Consider the following 16,260-nt stretch of genomic DNA (forward strand, 5'->3'; position numbering starts at 1 on the left):
CGACCCAGCGACGCCCACGGAGGCGCCCACCGGGGGGAACCCCTCCCGGGGCGGGACCCTCCCGCTGCCACCCGACGCGAGGCCGGTCCCGGAGCGCTGATGACCCGCCCCTCCAGGAGCGGGCGGCAACCAGACAGGCGGGCTCCGAGTGAACCGGCTTGCATGCGGGGGGCGCGGGAGGAAGATGGCCGCCGCCTTGGACGCCACTCCGTTCAACTTCGTCGCCATCGTATTGCTGGTCTCCATGGGTGCGGGCCTGCTGGGGTCGCTGTTGGGCCTGGGCGGCGGCCTCATCCTCATCCCCGTCCTCACGCTCGTGCTCAAGGTGGACATCCGCTACGCGGTGGGGGCGTCCATCGTGTCCGTCATCGCCACCTCCAGTGGCGCGGCGGCGGCCTACGTGCGGGACGGCCTGGCCAACCTGCGGGTGGCGATGTTCCTCGAGCTGGCCACCGTGGCCGGGGCCGTGACGGGCGCGATGCTCGCGGGCCTGGTGGGCGGACGCGCGCTGTACTTCCTCTTCGGCGCGGTGATGGCGTACTCGGCGCTCGCGATGCTGCGCAAGCTGCGCGACGACGGGGAGCCTCGCGAGGAGCCTCCCCCGGATGCGCTCGCGGACCGGCTGGCCCTGCACGGCAGCTACTACGACGCCTCCACCGAGCGCGAGGTCGCATACCGCGTGCACCGGCCGCTCGCCGGCCTGGGCCTCATGTACGTCGCGGGCGCGGTGAGTGGCCTCTTGGGCATCGGATCCGGTGCGCTGAAGGTGCCCGCCATGGACCTGGCCATGGGGCTGCCCATCAAGGTGTCCACCGCCACCAGCAACTTCATGATTGGCGTGACGGCGGCGGCCAGCGCGGGCATCTACTTCGCGCGCGGCGACATCGACCCGTTCATCGCCGGGCCCGTGTGCCTGGGCGTCACGATGGGCGCGTTCGCGGGCTCGCGCTACCTGACGAAGCTCAAGAGCGGCTCGCTGCGCATGCTCTTCGTCGCCGTCCTCCTGTGGGTGTCCTTCGAGATGCTGTCCAAGGGGCTCCGCGGATGAGCCTCCAGGCCCCCGGATTCCCTCCTCCGCCGGATACCGCCACCACCGCGGTCCACCCCCATCCGGAGACGGTCCCCCTCACGCTGGAGCTGCTCCTCAGCCAGCTCCTGCGCGGCGGCGTCCTCTTGAGCATGTCGCTCGTCACCTGCGGCATGGTGATGACCTTCTTCCGGCACCCGGACTACTTCTCGTCGCCGGACGCGCTCCAGCGCCTCACTTCACCGGACTCCGCGCCCCACCGGCTGTCGGACGTCTTCGAGGGCGTCCTCGCCGTGCGCGGGCAGTCCTTCGTCATGGCGGGCCTGCTGGTGATGATCACCGTGCCCGTGCTGCGCGTGGCCCTGTCGCTGGGCATCTTCCGCGCGCAGAAGGACCGCACCTACGCCGCCATCACCACCGGCGTGCTCGCCCTGCTGCTGCTCGCGTTCCTCCTGGGCGGCGTGGAGTAGTGGACGCAGCCCCGGGTGGTTCGCGCATTCGTCACAGACGGGCGCGGAGGCAACGCCCTACAAGGCGTCCCCCATGGCCGACCAGGAACTGCCCCTGCTGTTCGTGCGCCACGCCGTGGCGGAGGACTCCCACGTCCTGGGGGATGAGGCCCGCGCCCTCACCTCGCAGGGCCGCGCCGCCTTCCGCCAGCACGCGCGCAAGCTCGCCCGGCTCACCCCGCTCATGGGCATCATCACCAGCCCCCTGGTGCGCGCGGTGCAGACCGCGGAGCTGCTCGCGGAGGCCCTCTGCCTGTCCCACGTGGAGGTCCACCCCGCCCTCGTGCCCATGAAGGGCGCGGCCCGCCGGGTGCTGCGGCTGGCGCGCGACGTGGGCCCGGGCTGGGCGCTGGTGGGACACAATCCGTCCCTGGAGCGCGCCGCCGCGCATGCGCTGGGACAGGCGCTGCCGGACAAGCTGCGCAAGGGGTGCGCGGTCGCCCTGCGGCTTCAGGGACGTGACTTCACCCTGCAATGGATGGCCGCGCCGGGACGGTCCCTGCGGCGCCCGTAGAGGTGTGGAAGAGGGGGCCCTGCCGTGGGGCCCGCGCGTGACGGACGTGACGCAGTTGTTGCAGGCGCGTCACGTCACCGCGAAGGGAGGAGCGCACAGTACGCGTCGTCATGTCCCACGTTCTCATCGTCGACGACGAGCGCGACCTCGCCGAACTCATCGACTTCAACCTGCGCGGCGCCGGCTTCTCCACGCGCCTGGCCTTCACCGGGGAGGCGGCGCTCGAGGCCGCGCGCGAGCAGTCCCCGGATGTGGTGCTGCTGGACCTGATGCTGCCGGACCTGTCCGGCATCGAGGTCTGCCGCCACCTGCGCGCGAACTCCCAGCTGCGTGACGTGCTCATCGTCATGCTCACGGCCAAGAGCGAGGAGGCGGACCGCATCCGCGGCTTCGAGGTGGGCGCGGACGACTACGTCGTCAAGCCCTTCTCCGTGCGCGAGCTGGTGCTGCGCCTCAAGGCCATCCTCCGCCGCTCCTCCGCGCCCAAGGACAGCCTGCCGCCCCTGGCGCTGGGCCCGCTGCGCCTGGACGTCACCGCGCACCGCTTCTACGTGGAAGGCCAGGAGACGTCCCTCACCGCGCTGGAGTTCCGCCTGATGGAGCACCTGATGGCGCGGCTGGGCCGGGTGCAGACGCGCGAGCAGTTGCTGGAAGAGGTGTGGGGCCTGTCCAGCGCGCTGGAGACGCGCACCATCGACACGCACGTCATGCGCCTGCGCGACAAGCTGGGCAGCGCGCGCGCCCTCCTGGAGACGGTGCGAGGCGTGGGCTACCGCATCGTGGACCCCGCCGCCGGATAGCTCCCCTTCCGTTACCCATTTGTCACGCAAGGGCCGTCAAACAGCCACATGGGGGCCATAGATCCTTCCAAGGGCTCCCTGTCCGCCCTTTCGAGGAGTCACCCATGAAGAAGACCCTGCTCAGCAGCCTCGTTGCTTTCGGCCTCACCGTGCTCCCGCTCGCCGCCCAGGCGGGCACCGTGACGGTGAAGGGCTCGGACACCATGGTCATCCTCGCCCAGCGCTGGGCCGAGGCGTTCATGAAGAAGAACCCGTCCATGAAGATCCAGGTGACGGGCGGCGGCTCCGGCACGGGCCTGGCGGCCCTGCAGAACGGGACCACCGACATCGCCATGTCCAGCCGCGAGATGAAGCCGGCGGAAGAAGAGAAGCTGCGCACCCAGTACAAGGCCCCGCCCACCCAGCTGTCCGTGGCGAAGGACGGCGTCACCTTCTACGTGCACGAGTCGAACAAGCTGGACGCGCTCACGGTGGAGCAGCTGCGGGACATCTACCTGGGCGACACCACGTCGTGGAAGGACGTGGGCGGCGCGGAGGCCCCCATCGTCCTGTACTCGCGCGAGAACTCCTCCGGCACCTACGTGTTCGTGAAGGACGTCGTGCTGGGCGGGGATGACTTCGCCTCCGCGGCCCAGACGCTCCCGGGCACCGCCGCCGTCGTCAACGCGGTGGCCAAGGAGAAGAACGGCATCGGCTACGGAGGCGCCGCGTTCGCCAAGGGCATCAAGGAGCTGAAGGTGAAGAAGGGCAACGAGGCCTTCGCCGCCTCGGCGCAGAACGTGAAGAGCGGCAAGTACCCGCTGTCGCGCGACCTCTTCTTCTACCTGCGCAACAAGCCCGCTGGCGATGTGAAGGCCTTCATCGACTTCGCGCTGTCCGCCGAAGGCCAGGCCATCGTCACCCAGGTCGGCTACTTCCCTGTGAAGTAGTCGCCGTCACACGATTGTCACCCGGCACGAGCGCTCCATGTTGGATAGACAGGCCGTCATGCAGGAGCAGGACCTCGCGCCCCCGGTGGCGCTGCCCATGCTGTCGCCCGCGGCCCGGCGACGGCAGCTGAAGGAGAAGGTCATCGCCGGCGTCATCACGGCGGTGGCCTTCACGGGCATCGCCGCGCTGGTGCTCATCCTCGTCTTCGTGGCGAAGGAGGCCCTGTCGCTCATCACCGACGCGGCCGCCCGCGAGGAGGCGAGCTTCTCCAAGATGTTCCTGCCGCAGTTGGTGCGGAAGGGAAAGCCGCTGGCCTACGTGTGGCAGCCCGTGTCGGGCGTGCCCAAGGTCAGCATGATTCCGCTCTTCATCGGCACGCTGAAGACGACGGCGGTGTCCATGCTGGTGGCGGTGCCGCTGGGCATCTTCGGCGCGCTGTTCGCCGCGGAGTTCGCCCCCCGGCGCCTGCGCGAAATCCTCAAGCCCACCATCGAAATGCTCGCCGGCATCCCGTCCGTGGTGCTGGGCTTCTTCGCCCTGATGGTGCTGGCCACCTTCCTCCAGGACACCTTCGGCTTCACGTCCCGCCTCAACGCGGTGGTGGCGGGCCTGGGGCTGGCGCTGGCCATCGTGCCGGTCATCTTCACGGTGACGGAGGACGCGCTCACCGCCGTGCCGCGCAGCTACCGCGAGGCGTCCCTGGCGCTGGGTGCCACGCCCTGGGAGACGGCGTGGAAGGTGGTGCTCCCGGCCGCGGCGCCCGGCATCCTCGCCGCGTGCGTGCTGGGCTTCGGGCGCGCCATCGGTGAGACGATGATCGTCCTGATGGCCTCCGGCAACGCGGCCATCACGTCCGGAAACCTGGGCGACTCCGTGCGCTCGCTGTCGGCCACCATCGCCGCGGAGATGGGCGAGGTGGTGGTGGGCAGCCCCCACTACGCGCTGCTCTTCTTCATCGGCGTGGAGCTGTTCATCTTCACCTTCGTGCTCAACATGCTCGCCAGCGTCTGGACGAAGAAGGTCATCCAGCGACTCAAGGGAGGTGCCGGGTGAAGCACGCCACGCGCCGTGTGGTGGGCCTGTCGCTCGTGTCGCTCACGGGGCTGGCCGCGTTCGTCATCGTGGCGATGCTCGCCCTCATCCTCCTGGATGTGGTGAAGGGCGGCGCAAGCCACCTGTCCTGGGAGTTCCTCACCCAGGCCCCCACCGACGGGATGATGGGCGGCGGCATCTTCCCCGCCCTCTTCGGCACCGCCGCGCTCACGCTCCTGATGACGGTGGCGGTGATGCCGGTGGGCGTGCTGACGGCGGTGTACCTGCACGAGTACGCGCCGCCCAACGGCCGCATGGCCCGCCTGGTGCGCGTGGCGGTGGCGAACCTGGCGGGCGTGCCCTCCATCGTCTTCGGCCTCTTCGGCCTGGGCTTCTTCATCCTCTTCGTGGGCAAGGGCATGGACCGCGCGCTGGGCTACGAGGAGCTGCACTGGGCCCAGCCGGGCATCCTCTGGGCGTCGCTCACGCTGGCGGTGCTCACGCTGCCCGTCGTCATCGTGTCCACGGAGGAGGCGCTGCGCGCCGTGCCGTTGGATCACCGCACCGCGAGCCTCGCGCTGGGGGCCACCCAGTCCCAGACGCTGGCGCGGGTGGTGCTGCCGGGCGCGCTGCCGGGCATCCTCACCGGCGCGGTGCTGGCCATCTCCCGGGGCGCGGGCGAGGTGGCGCCCATCCTCTTCACCGGCGCGGCGTACTTCCTGCCGGACCTGCCCACGAGCCTCAACTCGCAGTTCATGCACCTGGGCTACCACACGTACGTGCTGGCCACGCAGTCGCCGGACGTGGAGGCCACCCGGCCGCTCTTGTACGCGACGGTGATGGTGCTGCTGCTCCTGACCTTCACCCTGAACCTCGTCGCGGTCCTCATCCGCACGCGCACGCGCCGCAAGGCCGCGAGCGGCCACTGACGTCACCCCTGCATCCATGCCCCCTACCTCCGCCACCCCGCGCAACAAGATGGAGTCCCGGGAGCTCACCCTGCGCTACGGCAGCAAGGTGGCCATCCACCAGGTGAGCCTGGGCATCCCCGAGCACAGGGTCACCGCGCTCATCGGCCCGTCCGGCTGCGGCAAGTCCACCTTCCTGCGCTCGCTCAACCGGATGAACGATTTGATTTCAGGCGCGAGCCACGAAGGCAGCGTGTACCTGGACGGCCGCAGCATCCATGACCGCGCCCTGGACGTGGTGGACCTGCGCCGCCGCGTGGGCATGGTCTTCCAGAAGTCCAACCCGTTCCCCAAGTCCATCTTCGAGAACGTCGCCTATGGCCTGCGCGTGGGCGGCCTCAAGGACAAGGCGAAGCTCCAGGCGCGCGTGGAGAAGTCCCTGCGCGGCGCGGCGCTGTGGGACGAGGTGAAGGACCGGCTGGACGAGAGCGCCCTGGGGCTGTCCGGCGGCCAGCAGCAGCGCCTGTGCATCGCGCGCGCGCTCGCCGTGGAGCCGGAGGTGCTGCTGATGGACGAGCCCGCGTCGGCCCTGGACCCCATCGCCACGGCCAAGATTGAAGAGCTCATCCACGAGCTCAAGTCCACGTACACCATCGCCATCGTCACCCACAACATGCAGCAGGCCGCGCGGGTGAGTGACCAGACCGCTTTCTTCTACATGGGCGAATTGGTGGAGTGCGGTCCCACGGAGCAGATCTTCACCAACCCCCGCGAGAAGCGCACCGAGGACTACGTCACCGGGAAGTTCGGCTGAGAGCCGGCGGGACGGAAGGCAACGACATGGCAGCCACGCACACCGACAAGGCATTCGAGCAGGACCTGCGCAACCTGCGCGAGAAGCTGCTCGCCATGGGGGCCAAGGTGGAGGCCCTCGTCGCGCAGAGCGTGCGCGCCCTCACCGACCGGGACTCGGCCCTGGCGGAGAAGGTGGTGGGCGCCGACCGCGAGGTGAACCGGCTGGAGGTCGACATCGACGACCTGTGCCGCCGCATCCTCGCCCTGCGCCAGCCGGCCGCCAGCGACCTGCGCCTCATCACCACGGCGCTGAAGATCGTCACCGACCTGGAGCGCATTGGCGACCTGGCGGTGAACATCGCCGAGCGCGCCATGGACCTGAACCAGGTGCCGCCCCTGGCACCCTACGTGGACACGCCGAAGCTGGCGGACCTGGCGCAGCAGCAGGTGAAGAAGGCGCTGGACGCGTTCGTGTCCGGCGACGCCGCGAAGGCGGAGGAGGTCCTCAAGGGGGACGACCTGCTGGATGCCCTCTTCCTGAAGATCTTCAACGAACTCCTGGCCTACATGATGGAGGACTCGCGCAACATCCGCCGCGCCACGGCGTTGATGTTCATCGCGAAGCACCTGGAGCGCGTGGGCGACCACGCCCTCAACGTCGCGGAGATGGTCATCTACATGGTGCGCGGCAAGGACGTGCGCCACCCGAAGAGCCGCGACATCTCAGAGTAGGCGCGCCGCTGAGCAGGCGCGGCCCGCTTCACGGCGGTGTCACGGCGAGTTGGCCGGCCCGCCGTGTCGCCGCCCCGGTCCCGCCATGGGCCTCCCGTACGGTGGCGACATGCTCATCGCCTCCAGCCTCCTCCTGGCCGCGTCCGTCGTAGGCCTCCTGGCCCTGGTCCTCCAGGCGCTGTTCGTGCGCCGCCACCGCCGCGAGCCTCCGGCGGTCCCCACCTCGCGACCGGGCCTGTCCATCCTCAAGCCGCTGTGCGGCGTGGACGACGACCTGGAGGCGAACCTGGAGCAGTTCGCGCACCTGGGCTACCCCCACTACGAAGTCCTCCTGGGCGTGAAGGACGCAAGCGACCCGGCCTGGGCGGTGGCGAAGGCGGCCCAGGCGAAGTGGCCCCACGTCATGCGCGCGGTGCTCCAGGTGGGCGAGCCCGGCCTCAACCCGAAGGTGAACCAGCTGGTGACGCTGTCGTCCGAGGCCCGGCATGACTTGTGGGTGGTGAGCGACAGCAACACCCGCGTGGGCGAAGGCTACCTGGAGGAGATCGCCGCCGCGTTCGAGGACCCCACGGTGGGCTGCGTGACGCACCCGGTGGCGGGCCTGGGGGAACAGACGTTCGGCTCGCTCCTGGACAACCTGCACCTGTCCTCCAGCGCGGCGGCGGGGATGATCGCCGCGAAGCACCTGGCGGACCGGGACATCGTCGTGGGCAAGTCCATGGCGCTGCGGCGCGAGGACGTGGAGTCGCTGGGCGGCTTCTTCTCCGTGAAGGACGTGCTCGCGGAGGACTACGTCATCGGTCAGTGGGTGACGCGCAAGCTGGGCAAGCGCGTGTGCCTTGCGCGCGCTCCCGTCTTCAACGTGTCCCTGCGCAAGAGCGTGGACGCCTTCTTCCAGCGCTACCTGCGCTGGAGCGTCATCCACCGCACAGCGGTATCGCCCTCGACGTACCTGGCGCAGGCGCTGCTCAACCCGGTGCCACTCGCGGTGTTGGGGGTCCTCCTGCACCCGTCGGCCTTGACGGCGTTCGCGGCGCTGACGGTGGCCCTGGGCAAGGTGTGCGTGGACGTGGCGGTGTTCCGCGCGCTGCGGCCCCAGCCGGTGGGTGCGCGGGCCGCGGTGGCGGTGCTGGTGAAGGATGCCCTGCTGTTCGCGGCGTGGTGGCACGGCGCGTTCCGGCGCACGGTGGACTGGCGCGGCACGCGGTTGCGCGTGGTGTCAGGGACACGGCTGGTGCCGTTGCGGCCCCGCAGGGAGGCCGCGGAGGCGTGGATCACCGGCAACGAGGCAGGTTGAACGCTTGAAGCCCAACTTTTGGTGAACGTTCGTGCGCGGACCCTCGCCACCCCTTCACGCGATGCCTATTTCCTTGATCATGCCCTTCCTGAAGCTGGCCCATCTTTCGGATCTCCATCTGGACATGAGCCGCGAGAGCGACGCCGCGGCGTCCTCACTGGTGAAGGCCCTGGTGGCCCAGGATGTTGATCACGTGGTGGTGACGGGAGACCTCACGCACCGCGGAGCCAACGCCGAGTTCCAGCGCTTCCGTGAACACTTCGCGCCCTGGATGGAGACCGGGCGCCTCACCTTCATCCCCGGCAACCACGACCGTCCTGGAGAGGACGTGGGCAGCCAGTTCATGGAGGGTCGCAAGGTGCACACCGTGGAGAAGGCAGGCCTCTTCATGGTCTGCGTGGATTCCACCGGTGAGCACAACCGGAACTACTTCTCCAGCCATGGCGAATTGACGGACGACGTCGTGACGCAGGTGGAGCAGGCCCTGTCCGCCGCGCCCTCCGACGTGCTCGTCGCGGTGCTCCTGCACCACCACGTGCTGCCCCTGCCGCTGGAGAGCTTCCCGGAGTGGATCGCGACGAAGGTGGGCCTGCCGCACGCGTCGGAGCTGGCGCTGGGCAAGACGCTGCTGGAGCGCGTGGGCGGCAAGTGCGACCTGGTGCTGCATGGCCACCGGCACGTCCCGCATGAGTTGGATTTGGGGCAGCCCGGGGAGCGCGCCCTGCGCGTCTTCAACTCCGGCAGCAGCACGGACCTGGGACGCTTCCGCGTCTTCAGTCACACGGCGGGTCGGCTGGTGGGCGAGCCGGCGTGGTGCCAGGCGTCGGAGCCGGCGAAGCCGCGCACCGCGGTCCACAACGTGAGGCCCGCGCTTCAATATCTGGTGGGCCAGCTGGGCATGGCGCTGTTCTAGCGCCTGGCTGCCTGCCTGCTGGGATGGGATCCAGGGCGGAAGTGTCGCGAATGCCGGTGGGGCCCCGAGAGGTTGTCCTCAGGTCAGGGAGGATGCTTGGGGCGACTCGCGGTGAGTGACGGAGCTCGGAAGGTCCTGGTCGTGGATGACGACGCGGACTGGCGGGAGTTTCTCCGGGTGAGCCTGGAGGACCTCGGCTATGAGACCACCGAAGCGGCGGATGGCCAGGAGGCGCTGGACTCGCTCAAGCGAGGGGAGCGCTTCGGGGTCATGTTGCTGGACCTGAACATGCCGGGGATGAGCGGCCTGGAGGTGGTGGAGAAGCTGCCGCGGGTGTCAACCAATCCGCGCATCGTCTTCCTCACGTCGGCGGCGGCCCAGGATGTGGGCAGCGCCCTCCTGTCAGGTCCCCACTACTACCTGCCCAAGGGAGCAAGCCGCGACCAATTGTCGCTCCTCCTACAGTCCCTGGGGGTGTAGGACTGCAGGCGTCTTCCGCCGCGGGTCCGGGCGGAACCAGCCAGGAGGTCCGCCATCGTCACGGAGCTCATCATCATCCTGCTGCTGGTCCTGGCCAACGGCGTCTTCGCGGGCGCCGAGCTGGGACTGCTGTCGGTGCGCAAGACGCGGCTGAAGGAGCTGCTGGAGCAGGGCAGCAGGTCCGCCCAGGCGGTGTCCGCGCTGCGGGATGATCCGGAGCGGCTGCTCGCCACGGTGCAGATTGGCATCACGGTGATTGGCGCCACCGCAGCGGCCTTCGGCGGCGCGAGCATCGCGCAGCGACTGGGCGGCGTGCTGGTGGGCATGGGCGTGCCGGAGGTGACGGCGCAGCAGGTGTCCCTGGGACTGGTGGTGGCGCTCGTCTCGTACCTGTCGCTGGTGCTGGGGGAGCTGGTGCCCAAGTCGCTGGCGCTGCGCTATTCGGAGCAGTACGCGCTCACGCTGGGACGTCCGCTCAAGGCCGTGGCGTGGGTGATGCGGCCGCTGGTGTGGTTCCTCACGGCCAGCTCCAACGTCGTGCTGAAGCTCTTCGGGGACAGGACGAACTTCACCGAGTCGCGGCTGTCGCCGGACGAATTGCAGCAGCTGGTGGAGGAGGCCTCCAAGCAGGGCACGTTGGATCCGCGCGCGGGGGAGATTGCGTCGCGGGCCTTCGAGCTGGGAGACCTGACGCTGGGTGAGGTGATGGTGACGCGCGAGCACGTCGTCGCGCTCCGGCGGCACGCCAGCTCCGAGGAGATCCGCCAGGTGCTGCTGGAGCACGGGCACTCGCGGATGCCGGTGTACGAGGGCACGCTGGACAACGTGGTCGGCTACATCGTGGCCAAGGACCTGTTGGGGGTGGCCTGGGAGGGGCACCTCATCGTGCTGGAGGACGTGCTGCGCCCGCCGCTGTTCCTGGTGGAGTCCATGCGCGCCATCGGGGCGATGAAGGAGATGCAGCGCCGGCGCATGCAGCTGGCGGTGGTGGTGGACGAGCACGGCGGCGTGGTGGGGCTGGTGACGGTGGAGGACCTGGTGGAGGAGCTGGTGGGGGAGATCCTCAGCGAGTCGGAGATGCCCGAGGAGCTCGTGCGGCGCGAGAGCCCCACCCTCGCCGTGGTGCAGGGCGAGGCGAGCCTGCGCGAGGTGAACCGCGCGCTGGGCCTGGAGCTGGAGGAGAGCGAGGACTACTCCACCGTCGCCGGCCTGTGCATCGCGCTGGCGGGCGGCGCCATCCCGGAGCCGGGGGCGAAGCTGTCCATGACGAATGGGACGGTGCTGGAGGTGATGGAGGCGTCGCCGCGCCGGGTGCGCGAGGTGCGCTTCCACCTGCCGGCGCAACCCGTGCAGCCGGTGGCCTGACGGCCATGCAACGCTCCCCCGGCGACCGTGGATTGCGTGCTTGCGTCGTTCTGGGACTTCGGTTACTCCTCCCACACCGGAAGTCAGTCCTGCGCGATTAGCTCAGCTGGATAGAGCGTTGGCCTCCGGAGCCAAAGGCCGCAGGTTCGAATCCTGCATCGCGCGCAGAGACAAAGGCCCGGAATCATTGGGGAAACCCACTGATTCCGGGCCTTCTGTCGTTTCAGGGGCTGCTTGCCCGCACCGGCCCTCCCCCTCGACAGGCTTCCCGTCCGCCCCGGCAGGGAGCCGAAGGATCTGGGAGACTTCCGGGTCAGGCGCTTGGCCCCGGGGTGCACGTGTTCTGGTATCAAAACGTACAGTTCATCGCGTACTCGCTGGATACGAAGCCCGGCTACGCCACGGGGCGATACCGGGCGATGGCGAACGCCGCGCACGACGTGACCACACGCTGCTCGGTGATGGAGGCGGCGGCCAAAGCGGCCCGTGTCAGGGCGAACACCAGCAGCTACTGCCTGAAGGTCTTCGTGGCGCCGGAGTTCTTCTTTCGGAGCCACACGGGCGCCTACGATCTGGACACCTATCAGACCGTGCTGACGGGCCTGCGTGCCTGGGCGAGCGGGGACGACTGGAAGCACTGGGTCTTCGTCTTCGGCACCGTCATCGCCACCTTCCAGAACGAATCAGGGGGCCAGGAGATCCTCAACGTCGCGGTGGTTCAACAAGGTGGCGCGGGGGTCGAGGGCACACGCGTGATCGCCAAGGAGAACCTGCTCGAGGGGGATCTCCTGCGCCTCTCGCAGCTCAAGCACGACAGCCCTGTGGGGACGCTGACCTTCGACGGAGCTGTCGGGGTGAAGACGGCCGAGCAGTTCCTCAACGCGACCAACCGCGGCGACGGAGCAGAGCTTCAAAAGTGGGGTTTCGACGGCCGCAGCATCTTCGACATGGCAGGCGTGCGTTTCGCCGTGGAGATCTGCGCCGACCACCTGGGGGGGCGCCTGCAGCTCTCGCCCACGGCCAGGGGCGACTGGAAGCCCCAGCTGCAGGTTGTCACCGGGTGCGGAGTCATGGGCGTCATCGCGGAAAACACCGTGGCCTCGAAGGACGGCTACATCTTCCTCAGCGACGGCTTCTTCGCGGATGCGAACGGCGGCAGGACGAGTCTCTCGAAGGTGAAGGCGGCGAAGCCGTCCAGGGACGAGGCCGCCGAACTGGACGACATCGACGTCGAGACGACGGTGGCGATGGCGGGCAAGCTCGCCGGTCCGTGGGCCCAGTGCTTCTCCCAGCCCGGAGAGGTGCGCCTCTATCCGCCGCAGCACATCCCGTGGGCGAAGAAGGCGTAGGCCGCCACGCGCCCTACCGGGCCTCTGTCCGCGATGGACGACACCGGGAGACCGACGTCAGTCGCCGGTGAGGAACCGCGCGAGGGCCGCCTGGACCTCCTCGTCGCCCATCATCCCCACGTGGTCCGCCTTCGTCTCCAGCCGGTCCACGTGGAGGGGCTCCGGCGGCATCGCCCGGGTCGCGAGCACCGAGCCGTCACCATCCGCGAGGATGGGATCCTCGAACGTGGGCTGGCCCTTGATGATCCGGAAGGATTTGATCAGCGGCTGTCCCACGCCCACCACCGCCAGGGTGCGGAAGGGCGGCGGTGGCCCGTCCTTCCCGGCGAGCGTCAGCGCGAAGCCGGCCCGCGCGGCCAGCATGCGCTCCAGCTGCTCACGGTACGCGGGCGCCGTGCGCAGGCCCGCGTCCTGGAACACGCCCCACCCTCCTTCGACCCACGCTCCCGGCGCGTACGCGTCGAAGTCCACCGGCTGGCCGCTCGCGTCCACGAAGAAGTCGCTCTGCGCGGGGAGCAGCTGGAACGCGGAGGCGAAGGTGAACAGCGCCTCCGGTGACAGCAGCGCCCGGTTGCGCCCCACCGGCGTGCCCAGCGTGAAGTCGTCGAACATGCCCGGCGCTCCACGGAAGGGCGTGCCCAGGAACGCCACGCGCTTCACGTGCCGCGCGCCCGCCCACGTGGGCTCGCCCGTGTCGTCCCCGGTGCCGTAGCGCAGGCAGTGCAGCGTGATGAGCCCGCCCATGCTGTGCGCCACCAGGTTCACCTTCACCTTGCCGCCCCGGGCCGCGGCGAGTTCGTCCAACAGCGCGCACAGCCGCTTCGCGCTCTCGCGGTTGTCCTGGCGCCAGTCGTAGTCGAACACGACGAAGCCCGGCAGGTGCTCGCGCCCGAAGTCCAGGAAGCCCTTGTAGACGTCGTAGCGCGCCACCCACGGCAGCACCGTGAAGCGCGTCACCGGCCCGTCGGACGTGAGCGCTCCGTAACGCGGTGCCGCCTGCTGCCCGGGAAACGGCAGCGCCAGCGAGCGCTCCCCGCGCGACAGCACGTCGCCCACCGACACCCAGGCCCGCTCCTGCTCCGCGTCCGCCGTGGTGAGGAACGAGCCCCGGTAGCCGTGGACGAACACGGTCACCTCCTCGCCCGTGGGCGGAGGCACCGGGACGCGGGAGGCGGTGCAGGCGCTCAACATCATCAGGACCGGGAGGGAGAACAGGCGCATGGAGGCCCCCGGTCTCGCTCAGCACCGCGCTTCACGCAAGGGCTCCCTGACGGGACGCCACCCGCCCCCATTGACGCGTCAGGGGGCCCGGTGGCGCGTCAGGCCCCGGACTGACACGGCGAGGGGGCCGGTGTGCGCCCTCCCTCCTTCAGGGACTGCCCTTCAGGGCCGGGGGCTTGCCTGCCATGGCCTGCTCCGTGCAAAAGCGACGCGCGCCCCGGTCGGGGTCAAGGGAGTTCACGGAAAATGGATGCCATTGTCGTTCAGTTGAAGTCACTGGCGCTGACGGAAGCGCTGCCGCTGCTGCTCAAGGCCGTGGGGGCGCTGGTCGTCTGGTTCCTGGGGCGCACGGTCATCGGTGGCTTCCGCAAGGTGCTGGACATGGCCCTCCAGCGGCGGCAGCTGGATGCCACGCTCATCCGCTACATCGGGTCGCTCTTCACGGGCTCCCTCACCCTGCTCCTGATGATCGGCATCCTGGGGCTGATGGGGGTGGAGACCACCTCCTTCGCCGCCCTGCTGGCCGCGGCGGGCATCGCCATTGGCGCCGCGTGGGCCGGGCTGCTCGCCAACTTCGCCGCGGGCGTCTTCCTGCTCGTGCTGCGCCCCTTCCGCGTGGGCGAGGAGATCTCCGCCGCGGGCGTCGTGGGCGTCGTGCAGGAGATTGGCCTCTTCGCCACCACGCTCGACACGGGCGACAACCTCCGCATCTCCGTGGGCAACAACCAGTTGTTCGGCGGCAACATCATCAATTACAGCCACCATCCCCACCGCAAGCTGACCGTCAAGGTGCCGCTGGTGCACGGCGCGGCGGACGTGCGGCTGCTCATGCGGGCCTTCGTGGAGCGCGTGGCCGTGGTGCCCGGTGTGCAGGAGCAGCCCACGCCCGCCGTGGAGGTGGTGGAGTTCACCCTCCAGGGCCCCGTGCTGGCGGTGGGTGTCCACTGCAAGCACACCCAGTTCGGTCAGGTGCAGGCGGCCGTCTGCGAGGCGGTCGCGGAGCTGCTCCAGGCCGCGGGCTACGCCGCTCCCCCGGCCCAGCCCGCGCCCGCGCCGTACGCGAAGGTGGGCTGATCAGCGGGTGAGGCCGGCCCCTCCCGCGAGCGCTTCCAGCAGCGCCTCCGCGTGGAAGGGGCCGTCGTGCCGCTGGCCGTTGGCGAAGAAGGTCGGCGTGCCATTCACACCCGTGCGCGCGCCCTCCAGGAAGTCGCTCCGGATGCGCTCCTCGAACCGGTGCGAGTCCAGGTCCTCACGGAAGCGGTCCAGGTCCAGCCCCAGCGCCTCCGCGTGGGACAGCAGCACGGGCCGCTCCAGCGCATCCTGATGCTCGAAGAGCAGGTCGTGCATCGGCCAGAAGCGGCCCTGCGCGGCGGCGGCCTCGGCGGCTTCCGCGGCCTGCAGTGCCAGCGGGTGGGCCTGCGTCAGCGGGAAGTTGCGGAACACGAAGCCCAGCCGCGGGCCCAGGGCCTGTTGCAGGCGATTCACCTCCCAATACGCCTGCCCGCAGTAGGGGCACTGGTAGTCGCCGTACTCCACCAGGATGACGGGAGCGTCGCGCGGTCCCTCGAAGTGGTCGCCCGGGCCCGGCGGCCTGCGCAGCCGGCTCATGACCGTGCCTCCCGCGACGACGTCCGCGCGGACAGCGCCTCCAGTGCGCTCAGCACGCCGTCCACGCCGGGGTTCACCTCCGGGGGCGATACGTGCCCCCAGGCGATCCTCCCTTCGCCATCCACCACGTACAGCGCGCGTTCGCAGACGCCCTCCGACTCCCGCCACGCGTGGTAGCGCCGCGACACCTCCCCCTTCGGATGGAAGTCCGCGAGCAGCGGGAAGCGCAGCCCGCGCTCGCGCGCGAACGCCAGGTGTGACCACACGCTGTCCACCGACACGCCGAACACCCGCGCGCCGTGCCGCTGGAGTTCGGGGAGCAGCTCGTTGAAGAGGACCAGCTCGTCGCCGCACACCGGGCTGAAGTCCGCCGGGTAGAAGACGAGCACCACGGGCGACCCCGCGCAGTCCGCCAGCGACACCGATTGCTCGGGTGTGGCGGCGAGCTGGAACGGAGGGGCCCGCGTGCCGGAAGGCAATGGAGGGGACAGGGACGGCGTGACAGGGGGCATGGAAGAAGACCTCGCTGCCGTGAATCTGGGAGGGTTGCGCCGCCCCCGCCAACCCACCGGGTTCCGGCGCTCGCCCCATGGCCCTGACTGCGGCCCGGGAAGGCATCGGCGTGTCACAGGCTCGCCCCTCCAGAGGCGCCCGCTGAAACATGTCTCGGCTGCAAGCACCTGCTGTCTCAGCAGCCGCTCCAGGCCTGTTTCCCCACCAATCGAGGAGGCGACCCGAGGGCCCGGTTTCACTCGGGAGGACACCCGACGTCCTTCCGTC

18 protein-coding genes and 1 tRNA gene are annotated in these 16,260 nt (G+C 69.8%); 16 read left to right on the forward strand and 3 right to left on the reverse strand.

Features of this window, described 5'->3' with window-relative positions:
- The first annotated feature begins 184 nt into the window (after nt 1-184).
- From D7X12_RS15565 to D7X12_RS15635, 15 genes are all read left to right on the forward strand, one after another.
- A complete protein-coding gene (locus tag D7X12_RS15565) occupies nt 185-1,048 on the forward strand; it encodes a sulfite exporter TauE/SafE family protein (RefSeq protein ID WP_120626061.1) in 864 nt (287 codons plus the stop codon).
- A complete protein-coding gene (locus tag D7X12_RS15570; protein WP_120626062.1) occupies nt 1,045-1,497 on the forward strand; it encodes a DUF1634 domain-containing protein in 453 nt (150 codons plus the stop codon). The genes D7X12_RS15565 and D7X12_RS15570 overlap by 4 nt, the downstream gene beginning before the upstream one ends.
- Nucleotides 1,498-1,570: 73 nt before the next feature.
- Nucleotides 1,571-2,050: a SixA phosphatase family protein gene (locus tag D7X12_RS15575; protein ID WP_120626063.1), complete on the forward strand. Its 480-nt coding sequence runs from the start codon at nt 1,571-1,573 to the stop codon at nt 2,048-2,050.
- A 110-nt stretch (nt 2,051-2,160) separates the two neighbouring features.
- Nucleotides 2,161-2,850 carry a response regulator gene (locus tag D7X12_RS15580; RefSeq protein ID WP_120626064.1) on the forward strand — a complete coding sequence of 230 codons (690 nt, stop codon included), beginning with the start codon at nt 2,161-2,163 and terminating at the stop codon, nt 2,848-2,850.
- Nucleotides 2,851-2,954: 104 nt separating this feature from the next.
- Nucleotides 2,955-3,779 (forward strand): phosphate ABC transporter substrate-binding protein, encoded by an 825-nt coding sequence (locus tag D7X12_RS15585; RefSeq protein WP_120626065.1) that lies wholly within the window; start codon nt 2,955-2,957, stop codon nt 3,777-3,779.
- Nucleotides 3,780-3,837: 58 nt separating this feature from the next.
- On the forward strand, nt 3,838-4,833 hold the full coding sequence (gene pstC, locus D7X12_RS15590) for a phosphate ABC transporter permease subunit PstC (RefSeq protein ID WP_208719067.1): 996 nt from the start codon (nt 3,838-3,840) through the stop codon (nt 4,831-4,833).
- Nucleotides 4,830-5,741, forward strand: a complete 912-nt coding sequence (gene pstA / locus D7X12_RS15595; protein WP_120626066.1) for a phosphate ABC transporter permease PstA — start codon at nt 4,830-4,832, stop codon at nt 5,739-5,741. Before pstC ends, pstA begins: the two co-directional genes overlap by 4 nt.
- 49 nt (nt 5,742-5,790) lie before the next feature.
- A complete protein-coding gene (pstB, locus tag D7X12_RS15600; protein ID WP_244224578.1) occupies nt 5,791-6,534 on the forward strand; it encodes a phosphate ABC transporter ATP-binding protein PstB in 744 nt (247 codons plus the stop codon).
- Between the two features lie 26 nt (nt 6,535-6,560).
- Nucleotides 6,561-7,247 (forward strand): phosphate signaling complex protein PhoU, encoded by a 687-nt coding sequence (phoU, locus tag D7X12_RS15605; protein ID WP_120626068.1) that lies wholly within the window; start codon nt 6,561-6,563, stop codon nt 7,245-7,247.
- Between the two features lie 109 nt (nt 7,248-7,356).
- Nucleotides 7,357-8,544 (forward strand): glycosyltransferase, encoded by a 1,188-nt coding sequence (locus tag D7X12_RS15610; RefSeq protein ID WP_120626079.1) that lies wholly within the window; start codon nt 7,357-7,359, stop codon nt 8,542-8,544.
- Nucleotides 8,545-8,623: 79 nt separating this feature from the next.
- A complete protein-coding gene (locus tag D7X12_RS15615) occupies nt 8,624-9,457 on the forward strand; it encodes a metallophosphoesterase family protein (protein ID WP_244224579.1) in 834 nt (277 codons plus the stop codon).
- Nucleotides 9,458-9,553: 96 nt separating this feature from the next.
- A complete protein-coding gene (locus D7X12_RS15620; protein WP_208719065.1) occupies nt 9,554-9,937 on the forward strand; it encodes a response regulator in 384 nt (127 codons plus the stop codon).
- 81 nt (nt 9,938-10,018) lie between these two features.
- Entirely contained in the window at nt 10,019-11,302 is a 1,284-nt protein-coding gene (locus tag D7X12_RS15625) for a hemolysin family protein (protein WP_120626071.1), read from the forward strand.
- Between the two features lie 91 nt (nt 11,303-11,393).
- Nucleotides 11,394-11,467: transfer RNA gene (locus tag D7X12_RS15630), tRNA-Arg, on the forward strand.
- A gap of 173 nt (nt 11,468-11,640) precedes the next feature.
- Nucleotides 11,641-12,651: a hypothetical protein gene (locus D7X12_RS15635; RefSeq protein WP_147443675.1), complete on the forward strand. Its 1,011-nt coding sequence runs from the start codon at nt 11,641-11,643 to the stop codon at nt 12,649-12,651.
- A 57-nt stretch (nt 12,652-12,708) separates the two neighbouring features.
- Here the strand turns inward: D7X12_RS15635 and D7X12_RS15640 are convergent, their stop codons facing one another.
- A complete protein-coding gene (locus D7X12_RS15640) occupies nt 12,709-13,872 on the reverse strand; it encodes an alpha/beta hydrolase (RefSeq protein ID WP_120626073.1) in 1,164 nt (387 codons plus the stop codon).
- 246 nt (nt 13,873-14,118) lie between these two features.
- Between D7X12_RS15640 and D7X12_RS15645 the strand changes: the two genes are divergently transcribed.
- Nucleotides 14,119-14,946, forward strand: a complete 828-nt coding sequence (locus tag D7X12_RS15645) for a mechanosensitive ion channel family protein (protein ID WP_120626074.1) — start codon at nt 14,119-14,121, stop codon at nt 14,944-14,946.
- Here the strand turns inward: D7X12_RS15645 and D7X12_RS15650 are convergent, their stop codons facing one another.
- Together D7X12_RS15650 and D7X12_RS15655 are read right to left on the reverse strand one after the other, a co-directional pair.
- On the reverse strand, nt 14,947-15,480 hold the full coding sequence (locus tag D7X12_RS15650) for a DsbA family protein (RefSeq protein WP_120626075.1): 534 nt from the start codon (nt 15,478-15,480) through the stop codon (nt 14,947-14,949).
- Nucleotides 15,477-15,992 (reverse strand): redoxin domain-containing protein, encoded by a 516-nt coding sequence (locus tag D7X12_RS15655; RefSeq protein WP_120626076.1) that lies wholly within the window; start codon nt 15,990-15,992, stop codon nt 15,477-15,479. Before D7X12_RS15655 ends, D7X12_RS15650 begins: the two co-directional genes overlap by 4 nt.
- Nucleotides 15,993-16,260: the final 268 nt, after the last annotated feature.

Origin of the sequence: Corallococcus sicarius (assembly GCF_003611735.1) — a bacterium.
Lineage (GTDB): Bacteria > Myxococcota > Myxococcia > Myxococcales > Myxococcaceae > Corallococcus > Corallococcus sicarius.

Excerpts from the sequence above, each read along its gene's own strand:
- D7X12_RS15655 (WP_120626076.1), bottom strand. The coding sequence starts at position 15,992 with ATGCCCCCTGTCACGCCGTCCCTGTCCCCTCCATTGCCTTCCGGCACG.
- D7X12_RS15615 (WP_244224579.1), top strand. The coding sequence starts at position 8,624 with ATGCCCTTCCTGAAGCTGGCCCATCTTTCGGATCTCCATCTGGACATG.
- D7X12_RS15575 (WP_120626063.1), top strand. The coding sequence starts at position 1,571 with ATGGCCGACCAGGAACTGCCCCTGCTGTTCGTGCGCCACGCCGTGGCG.
- D7X12_RS15580 (WP_120626064.1), top strand. The coding sequence starts at position 2,161 with ATGTCCCACGTTCTCATCGTCGACGACGAGCGCGACCTCGCCGAACTC.
- D7X12_RS15650 (WP_120626075.1), bottom strand. The coding sequence starts at position 15,480 with ATGAGCCGGCTGCGCAGGCCGCCGGGCCCGGGCGACCACTTCGAGGGA.
- pstB (WP_244224578.1), top strand. The coding sequence starts at position 5,791 with ATGGAGTCCCGGGAGCTCACCCTGCGCTACGGCAGCAAGGTGGCCATC.
- D7X12_RS15585 (WP_120626065.1), top strand. The coding sequence starts at position 2,955 with ATGAAGAAGACCCTGCTCAGCAGCCTCGTTGCTTTCGGCCTCACCGTG.
- D7X12_RS15640 (WP_120626073.1), bottom strand. The coding sequence starts at position 13,872 with ATGCGCCTGTTCTCCCTCCCGGTCCTGATGATGTTGAGCGCCTGCACC.
- D7X12_RS15645 (WP_120626074.1), top strand. The coding sequence starts at position 14,119 with ATGGATGCCATTGTCGTTCAGTTGAAGTCACTGGCGCTGACGGAAGCG.
- phoU (WP_120626068.1), top strand. The coding sequence starts at position 6,561 with ATGGCAGCCACGCACACCGACAAGGCATTCGAGCAGGACCTGCGCAAC.
- D7X12_RS15570 (WP_120626062.1), top strand. The coding sequence starts at position 1,045 with ATGAGCCTCCAGGCCCCCGGATTCCCTCCTCCGCCGGATACCGCCACC.
- D7X12_RS15610 (WP_120626079.1), top strand. The coding sequence starts at position 7,357 with ATGCTCATCGCCTCCAGCCTCCTCCTGGCCGCGTCCGTCGTAGGCCTC.
- D7X12_RS15565 (WP_120626061.1), top strand. The coding sequence starts at position 185 with ATGGCCGCCGCCTTGGACGCCACTCCGTTCAACTTCGTCGCCATCGTA.
- pstC (WP_208719067.1), top strand. The coding sequence starts at position 3,838 with ATGCAGGAGCAGGACCTCGCGCCCCCGGTGGCGCTGCCCATGCTGTCG.